Origin of the sequence: Streptomyces sp. 378, from assembly GCF_030124145.1 — a bacterium.
In the GTDB taxonomy this organism is placed as follows: Bacteria; Actinomycetota; Actinomycetes; order Streptomycetales; family Streptomycetaceae; genus Streptomyces.
In genome coordinates this window covers 98,418-115,008 of the sequence record NZ_JASKMS010000022.1, presented here as the reverse complement: position 1 = coordinate 115,008, position 16,591 = coordinate 98,418, and the positions used below count along the sequence as shown (strand labels likewise).

12 protein-coding genes are annotated in these 16,591 nt (G+C 70.9%); 7 read left to right on the top strand and 5 right to left on the bottom strand.

Going from position 1 to position 16,591, the window contains the following annotated elements:
• The first annotated feature begins 321 nt into the window (after window positions 1–321).
• Window positions 322–2,778: a DNA gyrase/topoisomerase IV subunit A gene (locus QNO09_RS26950; RefSeq protein ID WP_283972841.1), complete on the top strand. Its 2,457-nt coding sequence runs from the start codon at window positions 322–324 to the stop codon at window positions 2,776–2,778.
• Here the strand turns inward: QNO09_RS26950 and QNO09_RS26945 are convergent.
• Entirely contained in the window at window positions 2,775–3,983 is a 1,209-nt protein-coding gene (locus QNO09_RS26945) for a CobW family GTP-binding protein (RefSeq protein WP_283972840.1), read from the bottom strand. The two genes, QNO09_RS26950 and QNO09_RS26945, sit on opposite strands and share 4 nt — an antisense overlap.
• 321 nt (window positions 3,984–4,304) lie before the next feature.
• Here QNO09_RS26945 and QNO09_RS26940 point away from each other — a divergent pair, with 321 nt between their 5' ends.
• Both QNO09_RS26940 and QNO09_RS26935 read left to right on the top strand, forming a co-directional pair.
• Window positions 4,305–4,862, top strand: coding sequence for a DUF6082 family protein (locus QNO09_RS26940; RefSeq protein WP_283972839.1), 558 nt, complete (start codon window positions 4,305–4,307; stop codon window positions 4,860–4,862).
• A 262-nt stretch (window positions 4,863–5,124) separates the two neighbouring features.
• Entirely contained in the window at window positions 5,125–5,364 is a 240-nt protein-coding gene (locus QNO09_RS26935; protein WP_283972838.1) for a hypothetical protein, read from the top strand.
• A 169-nt stretch (window positions 5,365–5,533) separates the two neighbouring features.
• On the opposite strand, the gene QNO09_RS26930 is transcribed toward QNO09_RS26935, so the two are convergent.
• Window positions 5,534–6,694, bottom strand: a complete 1,161-nt coding sequence (locus tag QNO09_RS26930; RefSeq protein WP_283972837.1) for a citrate synthase/methylcitrate synthase — start codon at window positions 6,692–6,694, stop codon at window positions 5,534–5,536.
• 109 nt (window positions 6,695–6,803) lie between these two features.
• Here QNO09_RS26930 and QNO09_RS26925 point away from each other — a divergent pair, with 109 nt between their 5' ends.
• From QNO09_RS26925 to QNO09_RS26910, 4 genes are all read left to right on the top strand, one after another.
• Window positions 6,804–8,063 (top strand): citrate synthase, encoded by a 1,260-nt coding sequence (locus QNO09_RS26925; RefSeq protein WP_283972836.1) that lies wholly within the window; start codon window positions 6,804–6,806, stop codon window positions 8,061–8,063.
• Window positions 8,064–8,116: 53 nt separating this feature from the next.
• Window positions 8,117–9,061 (top strand): ferredoxin family protein, encoded by a 945-nt coding sequence (locus tag QNO09_RS26920; protein ID WP_283972835.1) that lies wholly within the window; start codon window positions 8,117–8,119, stop codon window positions 9,059–9,061.
• Window positions 9,062–9,266: 205 nt separating this feature from the next.
• Window positions 9,267–10,943: a sensor histidine kinase gene (locus QNO09_RS26915; protein WP_283972834.1), complete on the top strand. Its 1,677-nt coding sequence runs from the start codon at window positions 9,267–9,269 to the stop codon at window positions 10,941–10,943.
• The gene (locus tag QNO09_RS26910; protein ID WP_283972876.1) at window positions 10,940–11,620 is read left to right on the top strand and encodes a response regulator; all 681 of its coding nucleotides are present in this window, start codon (window positions 10,940–10,942) and stop codon (window positions 11,618–11,620) included. Before QNO09_RS26915 ends, QNO09_RS26910 begins: the two co-directional genes overlap by 4 nt.
• 73 nt (window positions 11,621–11,693) lie before the next feature.
• On the opposite strand, the gene QNO09_RS26905 is transcribed toward QNO09_RS26910, so the two are convergent.
• The 3 genes from QNO09_RS26905 to QNO09_RS26895 form a co-directional block, all read right to left on the bottom strand.
• Window positions 11,694–13,286: a monocarboxylic acid transporter gene (locus QNO09_RS26905; protein ID WP_283972833.1), complete on the bottom strand. Its 1,593-nt coding sequence runs from the start codon at window positions 13,284–13,286 to the stop codon at window positions 11,694–11,696.
• Window positions 13,283–13,843: a DUF485 domain-containing protein gene (locus tag QNO09_RS26900; RefSeq protein ID WP_283972832.1), complete on the bottom strand. Its 561-nt coding sequence runs from the start codon at window positions 13,841–13,843 to the stop codon at window positions 13,283–13,285. Before QNO09_RS26900 ends, QNO09_RS26905 begins: the two co-directional genes overlap by 4 nt.
• A gap of 362 nt (window positions 13,844–14,205) precedes the next feature.
• Window positions 14,206–16,329, bottom strand: coding sequence for a DNA gyrase/topoisomerase IV subunit B (locus QNO09_RS26895; RefSeq protein ID WP_283972831.1), 2,124 nt, complete (start codon window positions 16,327–16,329; stop codon window positions 14,206–14,208).
• Window positions 16,330–16,591 lie beyond the last annotated feature (262 nt).

Here is a 16,591-nt window from a genome sequence, read left to right as displayed (position 1 = left end):
AGCGGTTGTTCAGACCGCGGATTCCTGCCGGTCCTGCCACTGTATGCAAGCGCGCGAAGCCCTGGTGAAGTTCCCGGCGGCGACCTGGGGCCCGACAGCCCGGGAGGCGTCCTGGACCGGGCCCTGGTCCCGGTTGTCAGTGCGGCGGTCCACAATGGTCGGCGTCAGATCCGGATCGCAGCAGCATGAGCGAGCCGCAGGGGCGGCCGGTGACGAGAGGGCGAGCGCGCACAGGCCCGAAGGGCTGAGTACGGTCGACGTCGCGACACCGACATGAACGCCCCACAGGCGAGCGACCAGTAACAGGAGGAGCCGGCAGCGATGGCCCGCCGCAGCACGAAGACCCCGCCGCCCGACGACTCGTACGAGGAGCGGATCCTCGACATCGACGTCGTCGACGAGATGCAGGGCTCCTTCCTCGAGTACGCGTACTCGGTGATCTACTCCCGCGCCCTGCCGGACGCACGCGACGGCCTCAAGCCGGTGCACCGCCGCATCGTTTACCAGATGAGCGAGATGGGTCTGCGTCCCGAGCGCGGATACGTCAAGTGCGCTCGTGTCGTCGGCGAGGTGATGGGCAAGCTGCACCCGCACGGCGACGCGTCGATCTACGACGCCCTCGTGCGCATGGCCCAGCCCTTCTCGATGCGGGTCCCCCTGGTCGACGGCCACGGCAACTTCGGCTCGCTGGGCAACGACGACCCGCCGGCCGCCATGCGGTACACCGAGTGCCGGATGGCCGAGGCGACGAGCCTGATGACGGAGTCGATCGACGAGGACACCGTCGACTTCAACCCCAATTACGACGGCCAGGAGCGGGAACCGGTGGCCCTGCCCGCCGCCTTCCCGAACCTGCTGGTCAACGGCGCCTCGGGCATCGCGGTCGGCATGGCCACGAACATGGCTCCGCACAACCTGCGCGAGGTCATCGCCGCCGCCCGCCACCTGATCAGGTATCCGGGCGCTGATCTCGACGCCCTGATGAAGCACGTCCCCGGCCCCGACCTGCCCACCGGCGGCCGCATCGTCGGCCTGTCCGGCATCCGGGACGCCTACGAGTCCGGCCGCGGCACGTTCAAGATCCGGGCGACGGTGTCCGTGGAGCCGGTGACGGCCCGCCGCAAGGGCCTCGTCGTCACGGAGCTGCCCTTCACGGTCGGCCCCGAGAAGGTCATCGCCAAGATCAAGGACCTGGTCGGTTCGAAGAAGCTCCAGGGCATCGCCGACGTCAAGGACCTCACCGACCGCGAGCACGGCCTGCGTCTGGTCATCGAGATCAAGAACGGCTTCGTGCCGGAGGCGGTCCTGGAGCAGCTCTACAAGCTGACGCCGATGGAGGAGTCCTTCGGCATCAACAACGTGGCCCTGGTCGACGGCCAGCCGCTCACGCTGGGGCTGAAGGAGCTCCTGGAGGTCTACCTCGACCACCGCTTCAACGTCGTACGGCGGCGCTCGGAGTTCCGTCGCGGCAAGAAGCGCGACCGGCTGCACCTGGTCGAGGGTCTGCTGACGGCCCTGCTCGACATCGACGAGGTCATCCGCCTCATCCGCTCCAGCGAGAACTCCGCCCAGGCCAAGCAGCGCCTCATGGAGCAGTTCTCGCTGAGCGAGGTGCAGACGCAGTACATCCTCGACACGCCGCTGCGCCGCCTGACCAAGTACGACCGCATCGAGCTGGAGTCGGAGAAGGACCGCCTCAGCGCGGAGATCGAGGAACTCACCCGGATCCTCGACTCGGACACGGAGCTGCGCAAGCTGGTCTCCTCCGAACTGGCCACGGTGGCCAAGAAGTTCGGCACCGACCGGCGCACGTTGCTGCTGGAGTCGGGCGGTGCCCACGTCGCGGCCGTGCCGCTCCAGGTGGCCGACGACCCGTGCCGGGTGCTGCTGTCCTCCACGGGTCTGCTGGCCCGCACGGCGAACGGCGAGCCGTTCGCGGAGGACGCCGGCGCCAAGCGCGTGAAGCACGACGTGATCGTCTCGGCGGTGCCGGCCACCGCCCGCGGTGAGGTGGGCGTGGTCACCTCGGCGGGCCGGCTGCTCCGGCTGAACGTGATCGACCTGCCCCAGCTCCCCGAGACCCCGGCGGCGCCGAACCTCGCGGGGGGCGCGCCGCTGGCGGAGTTCGTCTCCCTGGAGGACGACGAGACGGTGGTCTGCCTGACCACGCTCGACGAGTCGTCGCCGGGCCTGGCGCTCGGCACGGCGCAGGGTGTCGTCAAGCGCGTGGTGCCGGACTATCCGGCCAGCAAGGAAGAGCTCGAGGTGATCACCCTCAAGGAGGGCGACCGGATCGTCGGCGCCGTCGAGCTGCGTACCGGCGAGGAGGACCTGGTCTTCATCACCGACGATGCGCAGTTGCTGCGCTTCCAGGCGTCCCAGGTCCGCCCGCAGGGCCGCCCGGCAGGCGGTGTGGCGGGCGTCAAGCTCACCGAGGGCGCGAAGGTCATCTCCTTCACGGCGGTGGACCCGGCCGTGGACGCCGTCGTCTTCACCGTCGCGGGCTCCCGGGGCACACTGGACGACTCCGTCCAGACCACGGCCAAGCTGACACCGTTCGACCAGTACCCGCGCAAGGGCCGCGCCACCGGCGGCGTCCGCTGCCAGCGGTTCCTGAAGGGCGAGGACTGCCTGTCCCTGGCCTGGGCGGGCCCCGTCCCGGCCCTCGCCGCGCAGAAGAACGGCACCCCGGCCGAGCTCCCGGAGATCGACCCGCGCCGCGACGGCTCGGGGGTGTCCCTGGCGAAGACGGTGTCGGTGGTGGCCGGGCCGGTCTAGGCCGGATCGGCGAGATCCTCCTCGGGCCCGCGGACGTACCGCAGGACGCCCCACATGCCGTGTTCGTCGGCGTGTGGGGCCTCGCTCCCGCACGCCTCCAGCTCCTTGCCGAGGGCGGGGACGTCGATCCCGGAGCCGATGAGGACCAGCTGGGTGAGGCGTTCGCCGCCGGCCGGCCAGGGCTCCGGGTAGAAGCGCAGGAACCGCCCGACGGCATGGACGGTGTAGCGGTTGCGGACGTCGTACGGCCCGAAGTCGACGTAGCCCTTGATCCGGTACAGCCCCTCGGGTCGACTGTCCAGGAAGGCCATCAGGCGACGCGGGTCGAGGGGGTCCGGGGAGACGAACGACAGGCTGTCGTAGGCGGCGTGCAGGTGACCGGCGTGATGGTGCGGATGGTCGCCGGGGTGGCCTTCGGTGCGGCCGTCGGCTCGGCCGCATTCGGCTCCACCGCATTCCGTGCGGCCGCGGCCGCCTGCACAGGGGGCGTCTTCACAAAGGACGTCGCCGCAAAGGGCGTCCTTGCAAGGGTCGTCCTCGCAAGGGTCGTCTTCGTGCAGGTCGTCGAAGGACAGCTGCCCGATGCGCTCCTCGGCGGGCCGGCAGTCGAAGAGGAACTCGGGGTCGATCCGGCCGTAGGTGGCCGGGACGACGGCGGCGCGGTCGACGAGGGACCGGACCAGCCCGAGGACGCGTTCGCCGTCGGCCGCGCGGTCGAGCTTGTTGACCACGACGAGGTCGGCCAGGGCGAGATGACGGTCGATCTCGGGGTGCCTGGCCCGGGTGTCGTCGAACTCGGCGGCGTCGACGACCTCGACGAGCCCGCCGTACACGACCCCGGGATGCTCGCTGGCGAGCAGCATCCGTACGAGTTCCTGCGGCTCGGCGAGGCCACTGGCCTCGATGACGATGACGTCGATGCCGAGGGAGGGCTGGGCGAGCCGCTCCAGGTACTGGTCCAGTTCGCTCGCGTCGACGGCGCAGCACAGGCAGCCGTTGCCGAGGGAGACCGTCGAGTCGCCGAGCGCCCCCGCCACCGCCATCGCGTCGATCTCGATCGCCCCGAAGTCGTTGACGAGGGCGCCGATCCTGCTGCCGCCGCTGCGGTGCAGGAGGTGGTTGAGCAGGGTGGTCTTTCCCGAGCCGAGGAATCCGGCCAGGACGACCACCGGGATCTGCTGCGGTTTCGGACTCGGCTGGCTCACCGTGCGACCTCTCTCGCGCCGACGCGTGCACCGGCTCGCGTTCCCGGCACACAGGGGAAATGGGGATGCGGACCCAGGATACGAGCCGTGAGATCCAGACCTGAGTGAACGATTGTTAGCACCACTCGCGGGGCAGACGTTGGGCATGGCGCCGGTTTGTGCGACCCTCGCTTCCCTCCGTGCGCCTCCTCTCCGCCTCCCTGCCGATCAGAGCCGCTCGGCACTCTGGGAGACGGCAAGCGCCGCCCACCGCTCGCCGGTCCCCTCCCGTCGACCCGCACCCCGACGACCGGCGGACGGCCGCCTGAACCGGGGGTTGACATGGCCACACAGAAGTTTGGGTTTCGAGGGCTGAGGGCCACCGCCTCGGCAGGAATGGGCCTGGCGGCGGGTGCCGCCGTCGCCCTGACCCTGCAATGGACCGCGTTCCATGCTTTGCGTGCCCGGATCGAGCACCTGGAACAGGCCGCGCAGGCGCAGCGCCGGACCAACTTCGCGCACCAGCAGCGCCTGCACTGGGAGTTGCTCAGCAAGGCGATGGACGACCCCGAGCTGGCCGAGGTGCTCGACGCCTACGACGGCACCGTCTCCCCCGCCAAGCAACGCCAGTTCCTCTTCGCCAACGCCCTCTACACCAACGCCCTGTGCTACTACCGCATGGGCAACATGACCAGAGAGGAGTTCTTCGGCTTCGCCCGCAGCATGCTGCAGAACCCCCTCTTCCGGGAGTACTGGTACGCCACCCGCCCGCACCGGGCGACTCTCGTCGACACCTCCGACGAGGCCGGGCTCGGACGCATGGTCGACGACCTCCTCGTCCAACTCGAGGAGACTGACCTCGACGAGTGGTGGGTGGTCGGGGAGCCGCCGGGCGAGTAGCTCCACGCTCCGGCCGTAAGCACGGCTCCGCTCGGATCACTCTCCGGAACGCATCACACGGCTGGGCGGTAACGAACCCGTAAACCGGCGCGTTTCCCCAGGTGCCAACAAGGTTGACTACTGCGCATCCCGCGAACCGGGTCGACCACCGCCGAACCGCCGCTCCACGCCGCCCGGTTGTCGAGGCCGCGGCCCCACAGGGCCGCATCGCACCGCAGGCGCAGTGCGCACACGCCTCGAGATCAGAAGGAACGCAAGAACAGTGAGCCACATCATCCGTCGGATCGGCACCCCTCCCAGCGCCCGGGGCAGTGCGACTGGTGCCAACTGCCCCGATATCTTCGAGCTGTCCGACGGCAGGTTCGCTGTGATCGGCACGGACCTCACCGAAGAACTGGACGGGAAGCTCCCCGCCGACGCGTCCAGAGCGGACTACGAGCGCATCGTCGTGGTTTCCCGCAGGACCCTCATCGACGCGAAGGCAGACATTCCCGACGCCTGATCCCGCCGACCCTCCACCGGCCCGGCGCCTGAGGCCCGGCACCTTTCGCTGTCGGGCCTTGTCAGGCTCCCGCGACGCCGTCGCCGGCTTCGCCGCCTGCCGATTGTCGTCACTGCCGTCGCCGGCTTCGCTGCGTAACTGCCGCCGCCGTCGCCGTCGCCGTCGCCGCTCAGACGGGTACCGGCGCCGGTGCCTCCGGGCCCACGTACCGTGCCACCGGCCTGATGATCTTCGTGTCCTCCGCCTGCTCCAGGATGTTGGCGCTCCAGCCCACCGCCCGGGCGGCGGCGAAGGTCGGGGTGAACATCTCGCGGGGCAGGCCGCAGAGTTCCATGACCACGCCCGCGTAGTACTCGACGTTGGTGTGCAGCTCCCGGCCGGGCTTCAGCTCCGCGAGGATCGCCTCGATGTGTCGCTCCACCTCGACGGCGAAATCCACCCGCGGTCCACCGAATCCTTGCGCGACCTCGCGCAGCATCCGGGACCGCGGGTCCTCCGTGCGGTAGATCGCGTGCCCGAAGCCCATGATGCGCTCACCGCCCAGTACCCGCTGACGCACCCAGGAGTCGATGCGGTCCGGGGTGCCGATGGCGTCGAGGGTGTCCAGCGCACGGCTGGGCGCGCCCCCGTGCAACGGCCCCGACAGCGCCGCCACGGCGCCGGCGAGGCACGCCGCCACGTCCGCGCCCGTCGAGGCGATGACCCTGGCCGTGAAGGTTGACGCATTGAATCCGTGATCAATGGTTGAGATGAGGTAATGCTCCATCGCCCGTGCGTGCCGCTCGGCCGGTACCTCACCCGTCAGCATGTACAGGTAGTTCGCCGCGTAGGACAGATCCTCGCGCGGCTCCACCGGTTCGAGCCCTTCGCCCAGCCGGTGCAGCGCGGTGAGGAGCGTGGGCACGGCCGCCGCCGCCTCGATCGCGTCCTGCCGCCGCCGGCCGGGGTCGATGTCGTACACGGGACGGAACCCCTTCGCCGCGCCCAGCAGCGACAGTGCCGTGCGCATCCCCGCGAGCGGGCCGGAATGCCCGCCGGCCGCCGCGATGGCCGGCAGCGCCGCCCGCACTTCGTCCGGCAACCGCCGCAGCGCGGCGGTCTCGGCCGTGAAGGCCGCGCCCTGTGCGGCGTCCGGTAGTTCGCCGTGCACGAGCAGGTGCCAGACGTCCTCGAAGCTGCGGGTCCGGGCGAGGTCGACGGCCGAGTACTGCCGATAGTGGTAGAAGCCCTCCAGGCCGCGGACATCACCGATCCGGGTATCGGTGACCACCACACCGGCGAGTCCCCGAGGTACTTCGACACGAGTGGTCGCTGACCTGTTGTCGGACATGACTTCCTCCTTCGACTTGATTTGACTGTCCATGATTGACTTAACGCGTGTCAATATTGATTAAATCAATGCTTCAGTCAATGGACCACCGACGGATACGGTGACCCCCATGCGCGATCAAGCACCCGCCCCCAGGGACGCGGAACGGCGACTGAGCACCAAGGAGGCCGCCGAGCTGCTCGGCGTGAAGCCGGAGACCGTCTACGCGTACGTGAGCCGCGGCCAGCTCAGCAGCCGACGGGTGAGCGGCGGCCGGGGCAGCACCTTCGACGCCGGGGAGGTCGAGGCGCTCGCCCGGCGCAACCGCCGGGAGAACGCGGGCGGATCCGGCTCCGGCGGCGACCTGTCCGTACGCACCCGCATCACGCTCATCGAGAGCGACCGCTACTACTTCCGCGGCGTCGACGCGGTCGACCTGGCCACCCGGCACACCTACGAGGAAGTGGCCGAGTGGCTGTGGACCGGCCGGATGCGGCCGGGAAGCACCTTCACCGCGCCCGCCGCCTCCGTCACCGTCGCCCGCCGTGCCGTCGACGCACTGCCCGAGCACGCCGCCCCGACCGACCAGTTGCGGGTCGCGACGATTGCCGCCGCGACCGCCGACCCGCTGCGGTTCGACCTGTCCGAGGACGCCGTGCTCGGCACCGCGCGCACCCTCATCCCCACGCTCGTGGCCGCTCTCCCGCCGGCGGGACACCACCGCCGCGACGAAGGCCCCCTGGCCCACCGCCTGTGGACGAGGCTGTCGGTGCACCAGCACCCGGACGAGGCGTCCCTGCGCGCCCTGGACACCGCCCTCGCCCTCCTGGTCGATCACGACCTGGCCGCGTCGACGCTCGCGGTGCGCGTCGCCGCGTCGGCCCGTGCCCACCCCTACGCGGCGGTCTCCGCCGGGCTCGGCGTGACCGAGGGCCCGCTGCACGGCGCGGCCAGCGGGCTCGCCCACCGGCTGCTGCACGACGTCCTCGACCAGGGCAACCCGGCACCCGTGATCGCGGGCGAACTGCGCGCCGGCCGTCGCATCCCGGGCCTCGGCCACCGGCTCTACCCCGGCGAGGACCCACGCGCGCGTGCCCTGTTCGCCCTCCTGGAGCAGATCCCGCGCGCGGAACCCGCCCTTCTCGCGGCGCGCGACATCGTCGAGACCGCGGCTCGCCACGCGCCCCTGCACGCCAACGTGGACCTGGCGCTCGCCGTCCTCACCGCGTCCTGCGGCATGGACCCGGCCGCGGGCGAGACCATCTTCGCCGTGGCCCGGGCAGCGGGCTGGATCGCCCACGCGCTGGAGGAGTACGGCGAACGCCCGCTGCGGATGCGTCCGAGCGGTCTCTACGCAGGTCCGAAGCCGCCACAGCCACTGCCGGAGTAGAGCAGTGCGGGGCCGGAAGTCGCTGTGGCCGAAGTCAGGTTAGGCTCACCTCTGTGAGTACGTGCTCAAGCGTCTCCCGGGACACCGACGAGCCCGTTTCGGGAACCGCCGCCACCGCGAGGACCTGGCTGTTGCTGGAACAGTCCGGTCCGTGGGGTGCCAAGGCGCTCACTTCGAGCCACCTGGACCCCGCTCTGGGGCGTGCCCTGGAGGCGGCCTCGAAGGACACGGGCGTCCGGATCGCGCTCATCCGCCGCCCCGGGCGCCACGCGGACCGCCGCATGCCCGCCACCCGCCGGGTGTACGCCGCCCACGTGGTCCCGGGCAACGTGTGGCTGCGCAGCGCCTCGACCTCGGACCCCGCCGACCTGCTCGATCTCGACTTCGCCGCACTCGGCCGGGGCGACCACCGCGTCTTCGACGCGCGGCTCGGCGGTCGGGCCCACGACGGCGCCCCGCTCGCCCTCGTCTGCACCAACGGCAAGCGCGACCGCTGTTGCGCCCTCCTCGGCCGGCCCCTCGCGGCCGAACTGGCGACGTCCGGAGTCGAGGGCGTCTGGGAGGTCACCCATCTGGGTGGTCACCGCTTCTCCCCGACGGTGCTCGTGCTGCCGTACGGATACGCCTACGGCCGGGCCGAGGCGCACTCCCTCAAGGAGGTCCTGCACGGCGCGCGGGAGGGGCGGATCGTCGTGGAGGGCTGCCGGGGCAGTTCGGCCTGGGAACGGCCCGGTCAGGCGGCCGAACTGGCCGTGCGCACCGCGACCGGCGAGTACACCGCCGAGGCGCTGAGCGTCGTCCGGACCGCCGGCACGGGATCCGGCTGGGAGGTGACCGTCGCCCATGCCGACGGCCGCCGCTGGCAGGTCGACGTGGCCCAAGGCGCGGCGCTCCCGCCCCGCCCGGAGAGCTGCGGGGCGTCCGTCCTGGGCTCACCTGCGCGGATGGACGTGGTGGCGGTGCGCGAGGTGAGGATGACGACGGCGCTGGCCGGCTGACCGCCCGGCTGCCTCTCCGGGCGGCGCGACCGTCCGGCACGGACGCCTCGCCCGGTGTCGTCGCCGCCGCTCCGGACATTGATCACACCCCCCGCGCATTGATCACCCTGTGCGGACATCGATCACGCCTGCGCGGACATTGAATTCGGAGATCCACGCCACACCCGTCTACGGCAGCCGGTCGGCCGCACGTACCGTCTGGGGTATGAGCCGCACTCCCCCCGCACGCCGCCTGCGCCTCGGCCTGCCCCGGCGGGTGTTCTCGCAGGTGCTGCTGATGCAGGTGGCGATCGCCGCGGGAGTCGCGGTCCTCGCGACCGGGCTGTTCCTCGCGCCCCTCAGCAAGCAGCTGGACGACCAGGCGATGCGCCGCGCGCTCGCGATCGCGCAGACGACGGCGCAGCAGCCCGGGCTGGCTGAAGAGGTCCGGGACACTCCGCCGTCGCCGAACGGCCCGGTGCAGAAGGAGGCGGAGCGGATCAGGAAGGCCACCAAGGCCGAGTACGTCGTGGTGATGGACTGGCGGGGCGTGCGTTGGTCGCACACGGACCGCAGGCAGATCGGCGGCATCGTCTCGACCGACCCCGGCCGGGTCCTGGCCGGCGAGGAGGTCATGGAGATCGACAGCGGCACCCTGGGGCGCTCCGCCCGGGGCAAGGTGCCGCTGCGCGACAGCGACGGCACCGTGGTCGGCGCGGTCTCGGTCGGCATCGCCTACGACAACGTCCGGGCCCGCTTGATCCACGCGATCCCGGGACTGTTCGCCTACGCCGGCGGCGCCCTGGCTGTGGGCGCGCTGGCCGCGTGGCTCATCTCCCGGCGGGTCCAGCGCCAGACGCGGGACCTGGCCTTCTCGGACATCGCGGCGCTGCTGGCGGAACGCGAGGCGATGCTGCACGGCATCCGCGAAGGTGTCGTCGCCCTGGACCGCACCGGCCGCATCCGCCTCGTGAACGACGAGGCACAGCGGCTGCTGGGACTCGGCGAAACGGTGGTGGGCCGCTCCCCCGACGAGGCGCTCGGCGCGGGCCGTACGGCCGATGTGCTGGCCGGACGCGTCACCGGCACCGATCTGCTCACCGTGCGTGGACAGCGGGTGCTGGTCGCCAACCGCATGCCCACCGACGACGGCGGTGCGGTGGCCACCCTGCGCGACCGCACCGAGCTGGAGCAGCTGGGCCGTGAACTGGACTCCACCCGCGGTCTGATCGACGCCCTGCGCGCCCAGGACCACGAGCACGCCAACCGCATGCACACGCTTCTGGGCCTGCTCGAGCTGGAGATGTACGACGACGCCGTCGAGTTCGTCGGCGAGGTGGTCGGTGACCACCGGGCCACCGCGGAACAGGTCACCGAGCGGATCGAGGACCCGCTGCTCGCCGCCCTGCTCGTCGGCAAGGCGACCGTCGCGGCCGAGCGGGGTGTCGCCCTGTGGGTGTCGGACCGGACCCGGCTGCCCGACCGGCTGGTCGACCCGCAGGGGCTCGTCACCGTGGTGGGGAACCTGGTCGACAACGCGCTCGACGCCGTCGCCGGCAGGCCGCACGCGCGCGTGGAGGTCGAACTGCGCTCCGAGGGCCGTACGGCGATCCTCAGGGTGCGTGATACGGGGCCCGGGATCCCACCGGAGCACCGGGAGTTGATCTTCACCACGGGTTGGTCCACGAAGGAGCCTCCGGCCCATCGGGAGCGGGGTATCGGACTCTCCCTGGTGCGCAGGCTGGCCGAGCGGCAGGGTGGCAGCGCGACCGTCGGGGACGCGCACGGTGGGGGCGCGGAGTTCACCGTCGTCCTGCCCGAGGCGCTGACCGAGCCGGGCCCGGGACCGGCCGCGCTGACCGTGCCGTCAGCTCCGCAGAACGCCGAGGAGGAGTCGTGTTGATCGAGGTCCTGGTCGTGGACGACGACACAAGGGTGGCGCGGGTCAACGCCGCCTACGTCGAGAAGGTGCCGGGCTTCCATGTGGCCGGGGAGGCCCACAGCGCCGCGGAAGCGCTGAGCCTGATGGAGACGTCGCCGCGGCTGGACCTGGTGCTCCTGGACCACCATCTGCCGGACGCCACAGGGCTGGCGGTCGTCCAGGAGATGCGTCGGCGCGGCCACCAGGCCGACGTGATCATGGTGACGGCGGCCCGGGACGTGTCCACTGTGCAGGCGGCGATGCGGCAGGGCGCGCTGCAGTACCTGGTCAAGCCGTTCGCCTTCGCCGGCCTGCGCGCCAAGCTGGAGGCCTATGCGGAGCTGCGCCGCACCCTCGACGGCGGCGGGGAGGCCGAGCAGGCCGAGGTGGACCGCATCTTCGGGGCCCTGTCGGCGTCTTCGGAACCCGACTTGCCCAAAGGCCACTCCCCCACCACCGCTGAGCTGGTCCGCCAGTCCCTGATGAGCGCGGACGGGCCGCTGTCCGCCCTGGAGATCGCAGAGCGGACCGGGGTGAGCCGCCAGACCGCGCAGCGCTATCTGAAGCTCCTGGAACGCACGGGGCGGGCCAGGCTGACCCTCAGGTACGGCGACGCGGGCCGCCCGGAACACCGCTACGTCTGGGCGACCCGCGGGTAGGACGTCCGTCCGCCGGTCTCCGCGCGACCTCGGAGACGGTGGCCGTCCCGCTCGTGGACCGACGGCACCGACCCTACGCCGCTCCCGCCCCGGTCAGCGACCGCACCTCGGTCTCCGCGTGCTTGGCCTCGTCCGGGACCTCCGTCGAGGTGACGGTGCCCAGCCAGCCCGCGAGGAAGCCGAGCGGGATGGAAACCAGGCCCGGGTTCTGCAGGGGGAAGTACTGGAGGTCGATGCCCGGGAAGAGCGCGTCGGGGCTGCCCGAGACCACCGGGGACAGCACCACGAGGACCACGGCCGGGACCAGACCGCCGTAGACGGCCCACACAGCGCCCCGGGTGGTGAAGCCGCGCCAGAACAGGGAGTACAGCAGCACCGGCAGGTTCGCCGACGCGGCGACGGCGAAGGCCAGGCCCACCAGGAACGCCACGTTGAGATCCCGCGCCAGCAGGCCCAGCGCGATCGCCACCGCACCGACCCCGACGGCCGCCACGCGGGCCACGGCCACCTCACTGCGCGGCTTCCCGCCCCGGCGCCGCAGGGACGCGTACAGGTCGTGGGCCACGGACGCCGAGGACGCGAGCGTGATGCCGGCGACCACCGCGAGAATCGTGGCGAAGGCGACCGCGGCGACGATCGCGAAGAGCACCGTCCCCCCGGTGGATCCCGCCCCGCCGCCCAGATCGAGCGCCAGCAGCGGAACCGCCGTGTTCCCCGCCGCGTTCGACCCCCGTATCGCGTCCGGCCCCAGGATGGCGGCCGCACCGAACCCGAGCACGATCGTCATCAGGTAGAAGCCGCCGATGAGCCCGACGGCCCACACGACCGACCTGCGGGCGGCGCGCGCGGTGGGCACCGTGTAGAAGCGGGACAGGATGTGCGGCAGCCCGGCCGTACCCAGTACCAGAGCCAGCCCCAGGCTGATGAAGTCGAAACGGGCGGTCCAGTCCCCGCCGTACTTCAGTCCGGGCGCCAGGAACGCCGCCCCGTGCCCGCTCCGCTCGGCCGCCGTGAGCAGCAGCCGGTCCACGTCGCCGTGGAAGCGCAGCAGGACGAGCACCGTCAGCACGACGGTGCCGCCGAGCAGCAGGACGGCCTTGACGATCTGGATCCAGGTGGTCGCCCGCATCCCTCCCAACGACACGTAGATCACCATGAGCGCGCCGACCCCGATGACCGTCCAGGCGCGCGCCGCGTCGCTCGTGCCTCCGAGCAGCAGCGCCACCAGGCTGCCCGCGCCGACCATCTGCGCCACCAGATACAGAACGGACACGGTGACCGAGGACGTCCCCGCCGCGATCCGCACCGGCCGTTCCCTCATCCGCGCCGCCACGACATCGGCGAGCGTGAACCGTCCGCAGTTGCGGACCAGTTCGGCGACCAAGAACAGCACCACCAGCCACGCCACGAGGAATCCGACGACATACAGCAGCCCGTCGTAGCCGAACAACGCGATGAGCCCGGTGACCCCGAGGAAGGAGGCGGCCGACATGTAGTCGCCCGCGATGGCAAAACCATTCTCCATGGGCGAGAAGAGCCGCCCACCCGCATAGAACTCCTCCGCCGAGCCACGCCGGTTGCGGCTGACCCACGTCGTGATTCCCAGCGTGACCGCGACGAACACGCTGAAGAGGAGCAGCGCCAGCGTCTGGTGTTCCCCCGTCACGACCCACCCCCGTTCACGCCACGCGTCAGTTCCTGTGTGTCCCAGCGCAGTTCGAGCGCCGCACGGTCCCTGCGCAGCCGCGCGTGCCGTGCGTATGCCCAGGTGAGCAGGAACGTGGACAGGAACTGCCCGAGCCCCGCGACCATCGCGACGTTCACCGCTCCCGCCACGGGCCGCGCCATCAGCTCCGGCGCCGTCGTGGCAGCCACGACGAAGCCCACGTACCAGGCGAAGAAGGCCGTGCACGCCGGCACCACGAACCTCCGGTAACGCCTCCTCACCTCCTGGAAGGCCGCACTGCGCTGCACTTCCAGATACACATCGGCCGCCGCGGCCCCCGTGTCGCCCTCCGCCCGCGCCGACGGAAGCACCACCGGGGCGGGCACCCCGGCATCGGCCGACTCGCCCCAGCCGGAGGCGAGGGCGTCGTACCAGGGATCCTCGTACGTCGGCTGTCCGGCCTCCTCGGCCTGGACCGGGTCATGACCGTCGAGGGGGTCGGCCCAACTCTCCCGACCGGCCCCGCCGCCGCGGGGACGGCCCTTGCTTGGCTGCATGCCCAAGGATGGGCAGAACGGGAAGGTCCCCGACTCTTCTTCCCCTCGCTCTTCACTCCATCAGGTGACCGACCCGCTGGTGGCCGCACACTCCCGCCGCGTGGGCGTAACGCACCGCCCGTGCACGGTCCGTGGCCTCTTCTTGGTCAAGAGGTTGTCGATGCGGTCTCCGGAGCAGCCCCGGGCGAGCAGTGCCGCCGATCGGTCTCCTGCAGCGCCGCACGCACACCGGAGCGTCACGGACGACGGCCGGGACGCACACGCCCCGGCCGTCCCCGACCACAACCCGCCGGACACATGCGCCCTGGCCCGGCTGATGTCACCGCACCGGGCGGCGACCGAGCAGCCGCTGGTGCTGACGGCTACGCGTCGATCCGCGACCGGTCGAGCGTCGCCGCCGAGTTGGAGATGAACTCCTTGCGCGGCGCCACGTCGTTGCCCATCAGCAGGTCGAAGACCTGCTCGGCCGCCTCCAGGTCGGACAGGTTGATGCGGCGCAGGGTGCGGTGGCGCGGGTCCATCGTCGTCTCGGCCAGCTGGTCGGCGTCCATCTCACCGAGACCCTTGTAACGCTGGATCGAGTCCTTGTAGCGAATGCCCTTGCTCTGGAACTCCATGAGCGTGTCGCGCAGTTCACGGTCCGAGTAGGTGTAGACGTACTTGTCCTGGCCCTTCTTCGGCTGGACGATCTCGATGCGGTGCAGCGGAGGCACCGCCGCGAAGACCCGGCCCGCCTCGACCATGGGCCGCATGTAGCGGTGGAACAACGTCAGCAGCAGGGTGCGGATGTGGGAGCCGTCGACGTCGGCGTCGGTCATCATGATGATCTTGCCGTAGCGGGCGGTGTCGATGTCGAAGGTCCGGCCCGAGCCGGCTCCTATGACCTGGATGATCGCACCGCACTCGACGTTCTTCAGCATGTCCGTCACGGAGGACTTCTGCACGTTGAGGATCTTGCCGCGGATCGGCAGCAGCGCCTGGAACTCGGAGTTCCGGGCGAGCTTGGCCGTGCCGAGCGCGGAGTCGCCCTCGACGATGAACAGCTCGCTGCGGTCGACGTCGTCGCTGCGGCAGTCGGCGAGCTTGGCGGGCAGCGAGGACGACTCCAGGGCCGTCTTGCGGCGCTGCGCGTCCTTGTGCTGCCGGGCGGCGATGCGCGTACGGGCCGCGGCGACGGCCTTCTCCATGACGACGCGGGCCTGCTGGGCGGCGTCCCGCTTCGTGGACGTCAGGAACGCCTTGAGTTCCTTCGTGACCACGTTGTTCACGATGCGGCGGGCCGCCGAGGTCCCGAGGACCTCCTTGGTCTGCCCCTCGAACTGCGGCTCGGCGAGACGCACGGTGACCACCGCGGTCAGGCCCTCCAGGGCGTCGTCCTTGACGATGTCGTCCTCGGCGACGCGCAGCATCTTCTTGGCGCGCAGCACCTCGTTCATCGTCTTGGCGACGGCCTGCTCGAAGCCCGCGACGTGGGTGCCGCCCTTGGGCGTGGCGATGATGTTGACGAACGACCGGAGCGTCGTGTCGTAACCCGTCCCCCAGCGCAGCGCGACGTCGACGCCGAGCTCGCGGGTGACCTCGGTGGGCGTCATCTGCCCGTGGTCGTCGAGGACGGGGACGGTCTCCTTGAAGGTGCCCTGCCCGGAGAAGCGGAGGACGTCGCAGACCGGCTTGTCGTTCGCCAGGTACTCGCAGAACTCGCTGATGCCACCGTCGAAGCGGAAGGATTCCTCGCCCTTGCTGCCGCCCTCGCCGAGCCCGTACTCGTCGCGCACGACGATGGTCAGGCCGGGCACCAGAAACGCGGTCTGGCGGGCGCGCTGGTGCAGCGTGTCCAGGTTGAGCTTGGCGTCCTTGAGGAAGATCTGGCGATCGGCCCAGTACCGCACGCGGGTGCCGGTGCGGTTCTTCGGGATCTTCTTGGCCTTGCGCAGGCCGCTCTTGGCCTCGAACTTGGCCTCGGGGCCGTTACCGGCGAAGGCGCCGGGGGCACCGCGCCGGAAGCTGATGGCGTGGGTGTGCCCGTTCCGGTCCACCTCGACGTCGAGTCGGGCGGACAGGGCGTTCACCACGGAGGCGCCGACGCCGTGCAGACCGCCGGAGGCGGCATAGGAGCCGCCGCCGAACTTGCCGCCCGCGTGCAGCTTGGTCATCACGACCTCGACACCGGAGAGACCGGTCTTGGGCTCGACGTCGATCGGGATGCCCCGGCCGTTGTCCCGGACCTCGACCGAGCCGTCGTCGTGGAGGATCACCTCGATGTGGTCGCAGTACCCGCCCAGGGCCTCGTCGACGGAGTTGTCGATGATCTCCCAGACGCAGTGCACCAAGCCACGGCTGTCGGTCGACCCGATGTACATACCCGGGCGCTTGCGTACGGCCTCGAGCCCCTCGAGGACGAGCAGGTGCCGCGCGGTGTAGTTGGAACCGTCCCGGTCTGCTCCTGCCAGCAGAGCTGTGGACGGCACGGACGTCTCGGCGGTCACGCGGTTCGCTCCTCGCTGAATTTCAGATGGGGCCCTCATGGGTAAGGGCGCGGCTTCAGTCACCGGTGAGAGGGTACCGAGGCCTGGTAGAGCCGTTGTAACGCCACCCTCGTCGGAAACTCACACTAGTCCACACTCGCATGTACGTTCGATCCCTCGATGGAGTGAAGTACACATCACGTTCCCTTCCAGGCATGAACCATTTAGGCTCCGGGCACGTCCTCATGAACAACCGGCAACCCAGCCGGGAGGACCGACCACC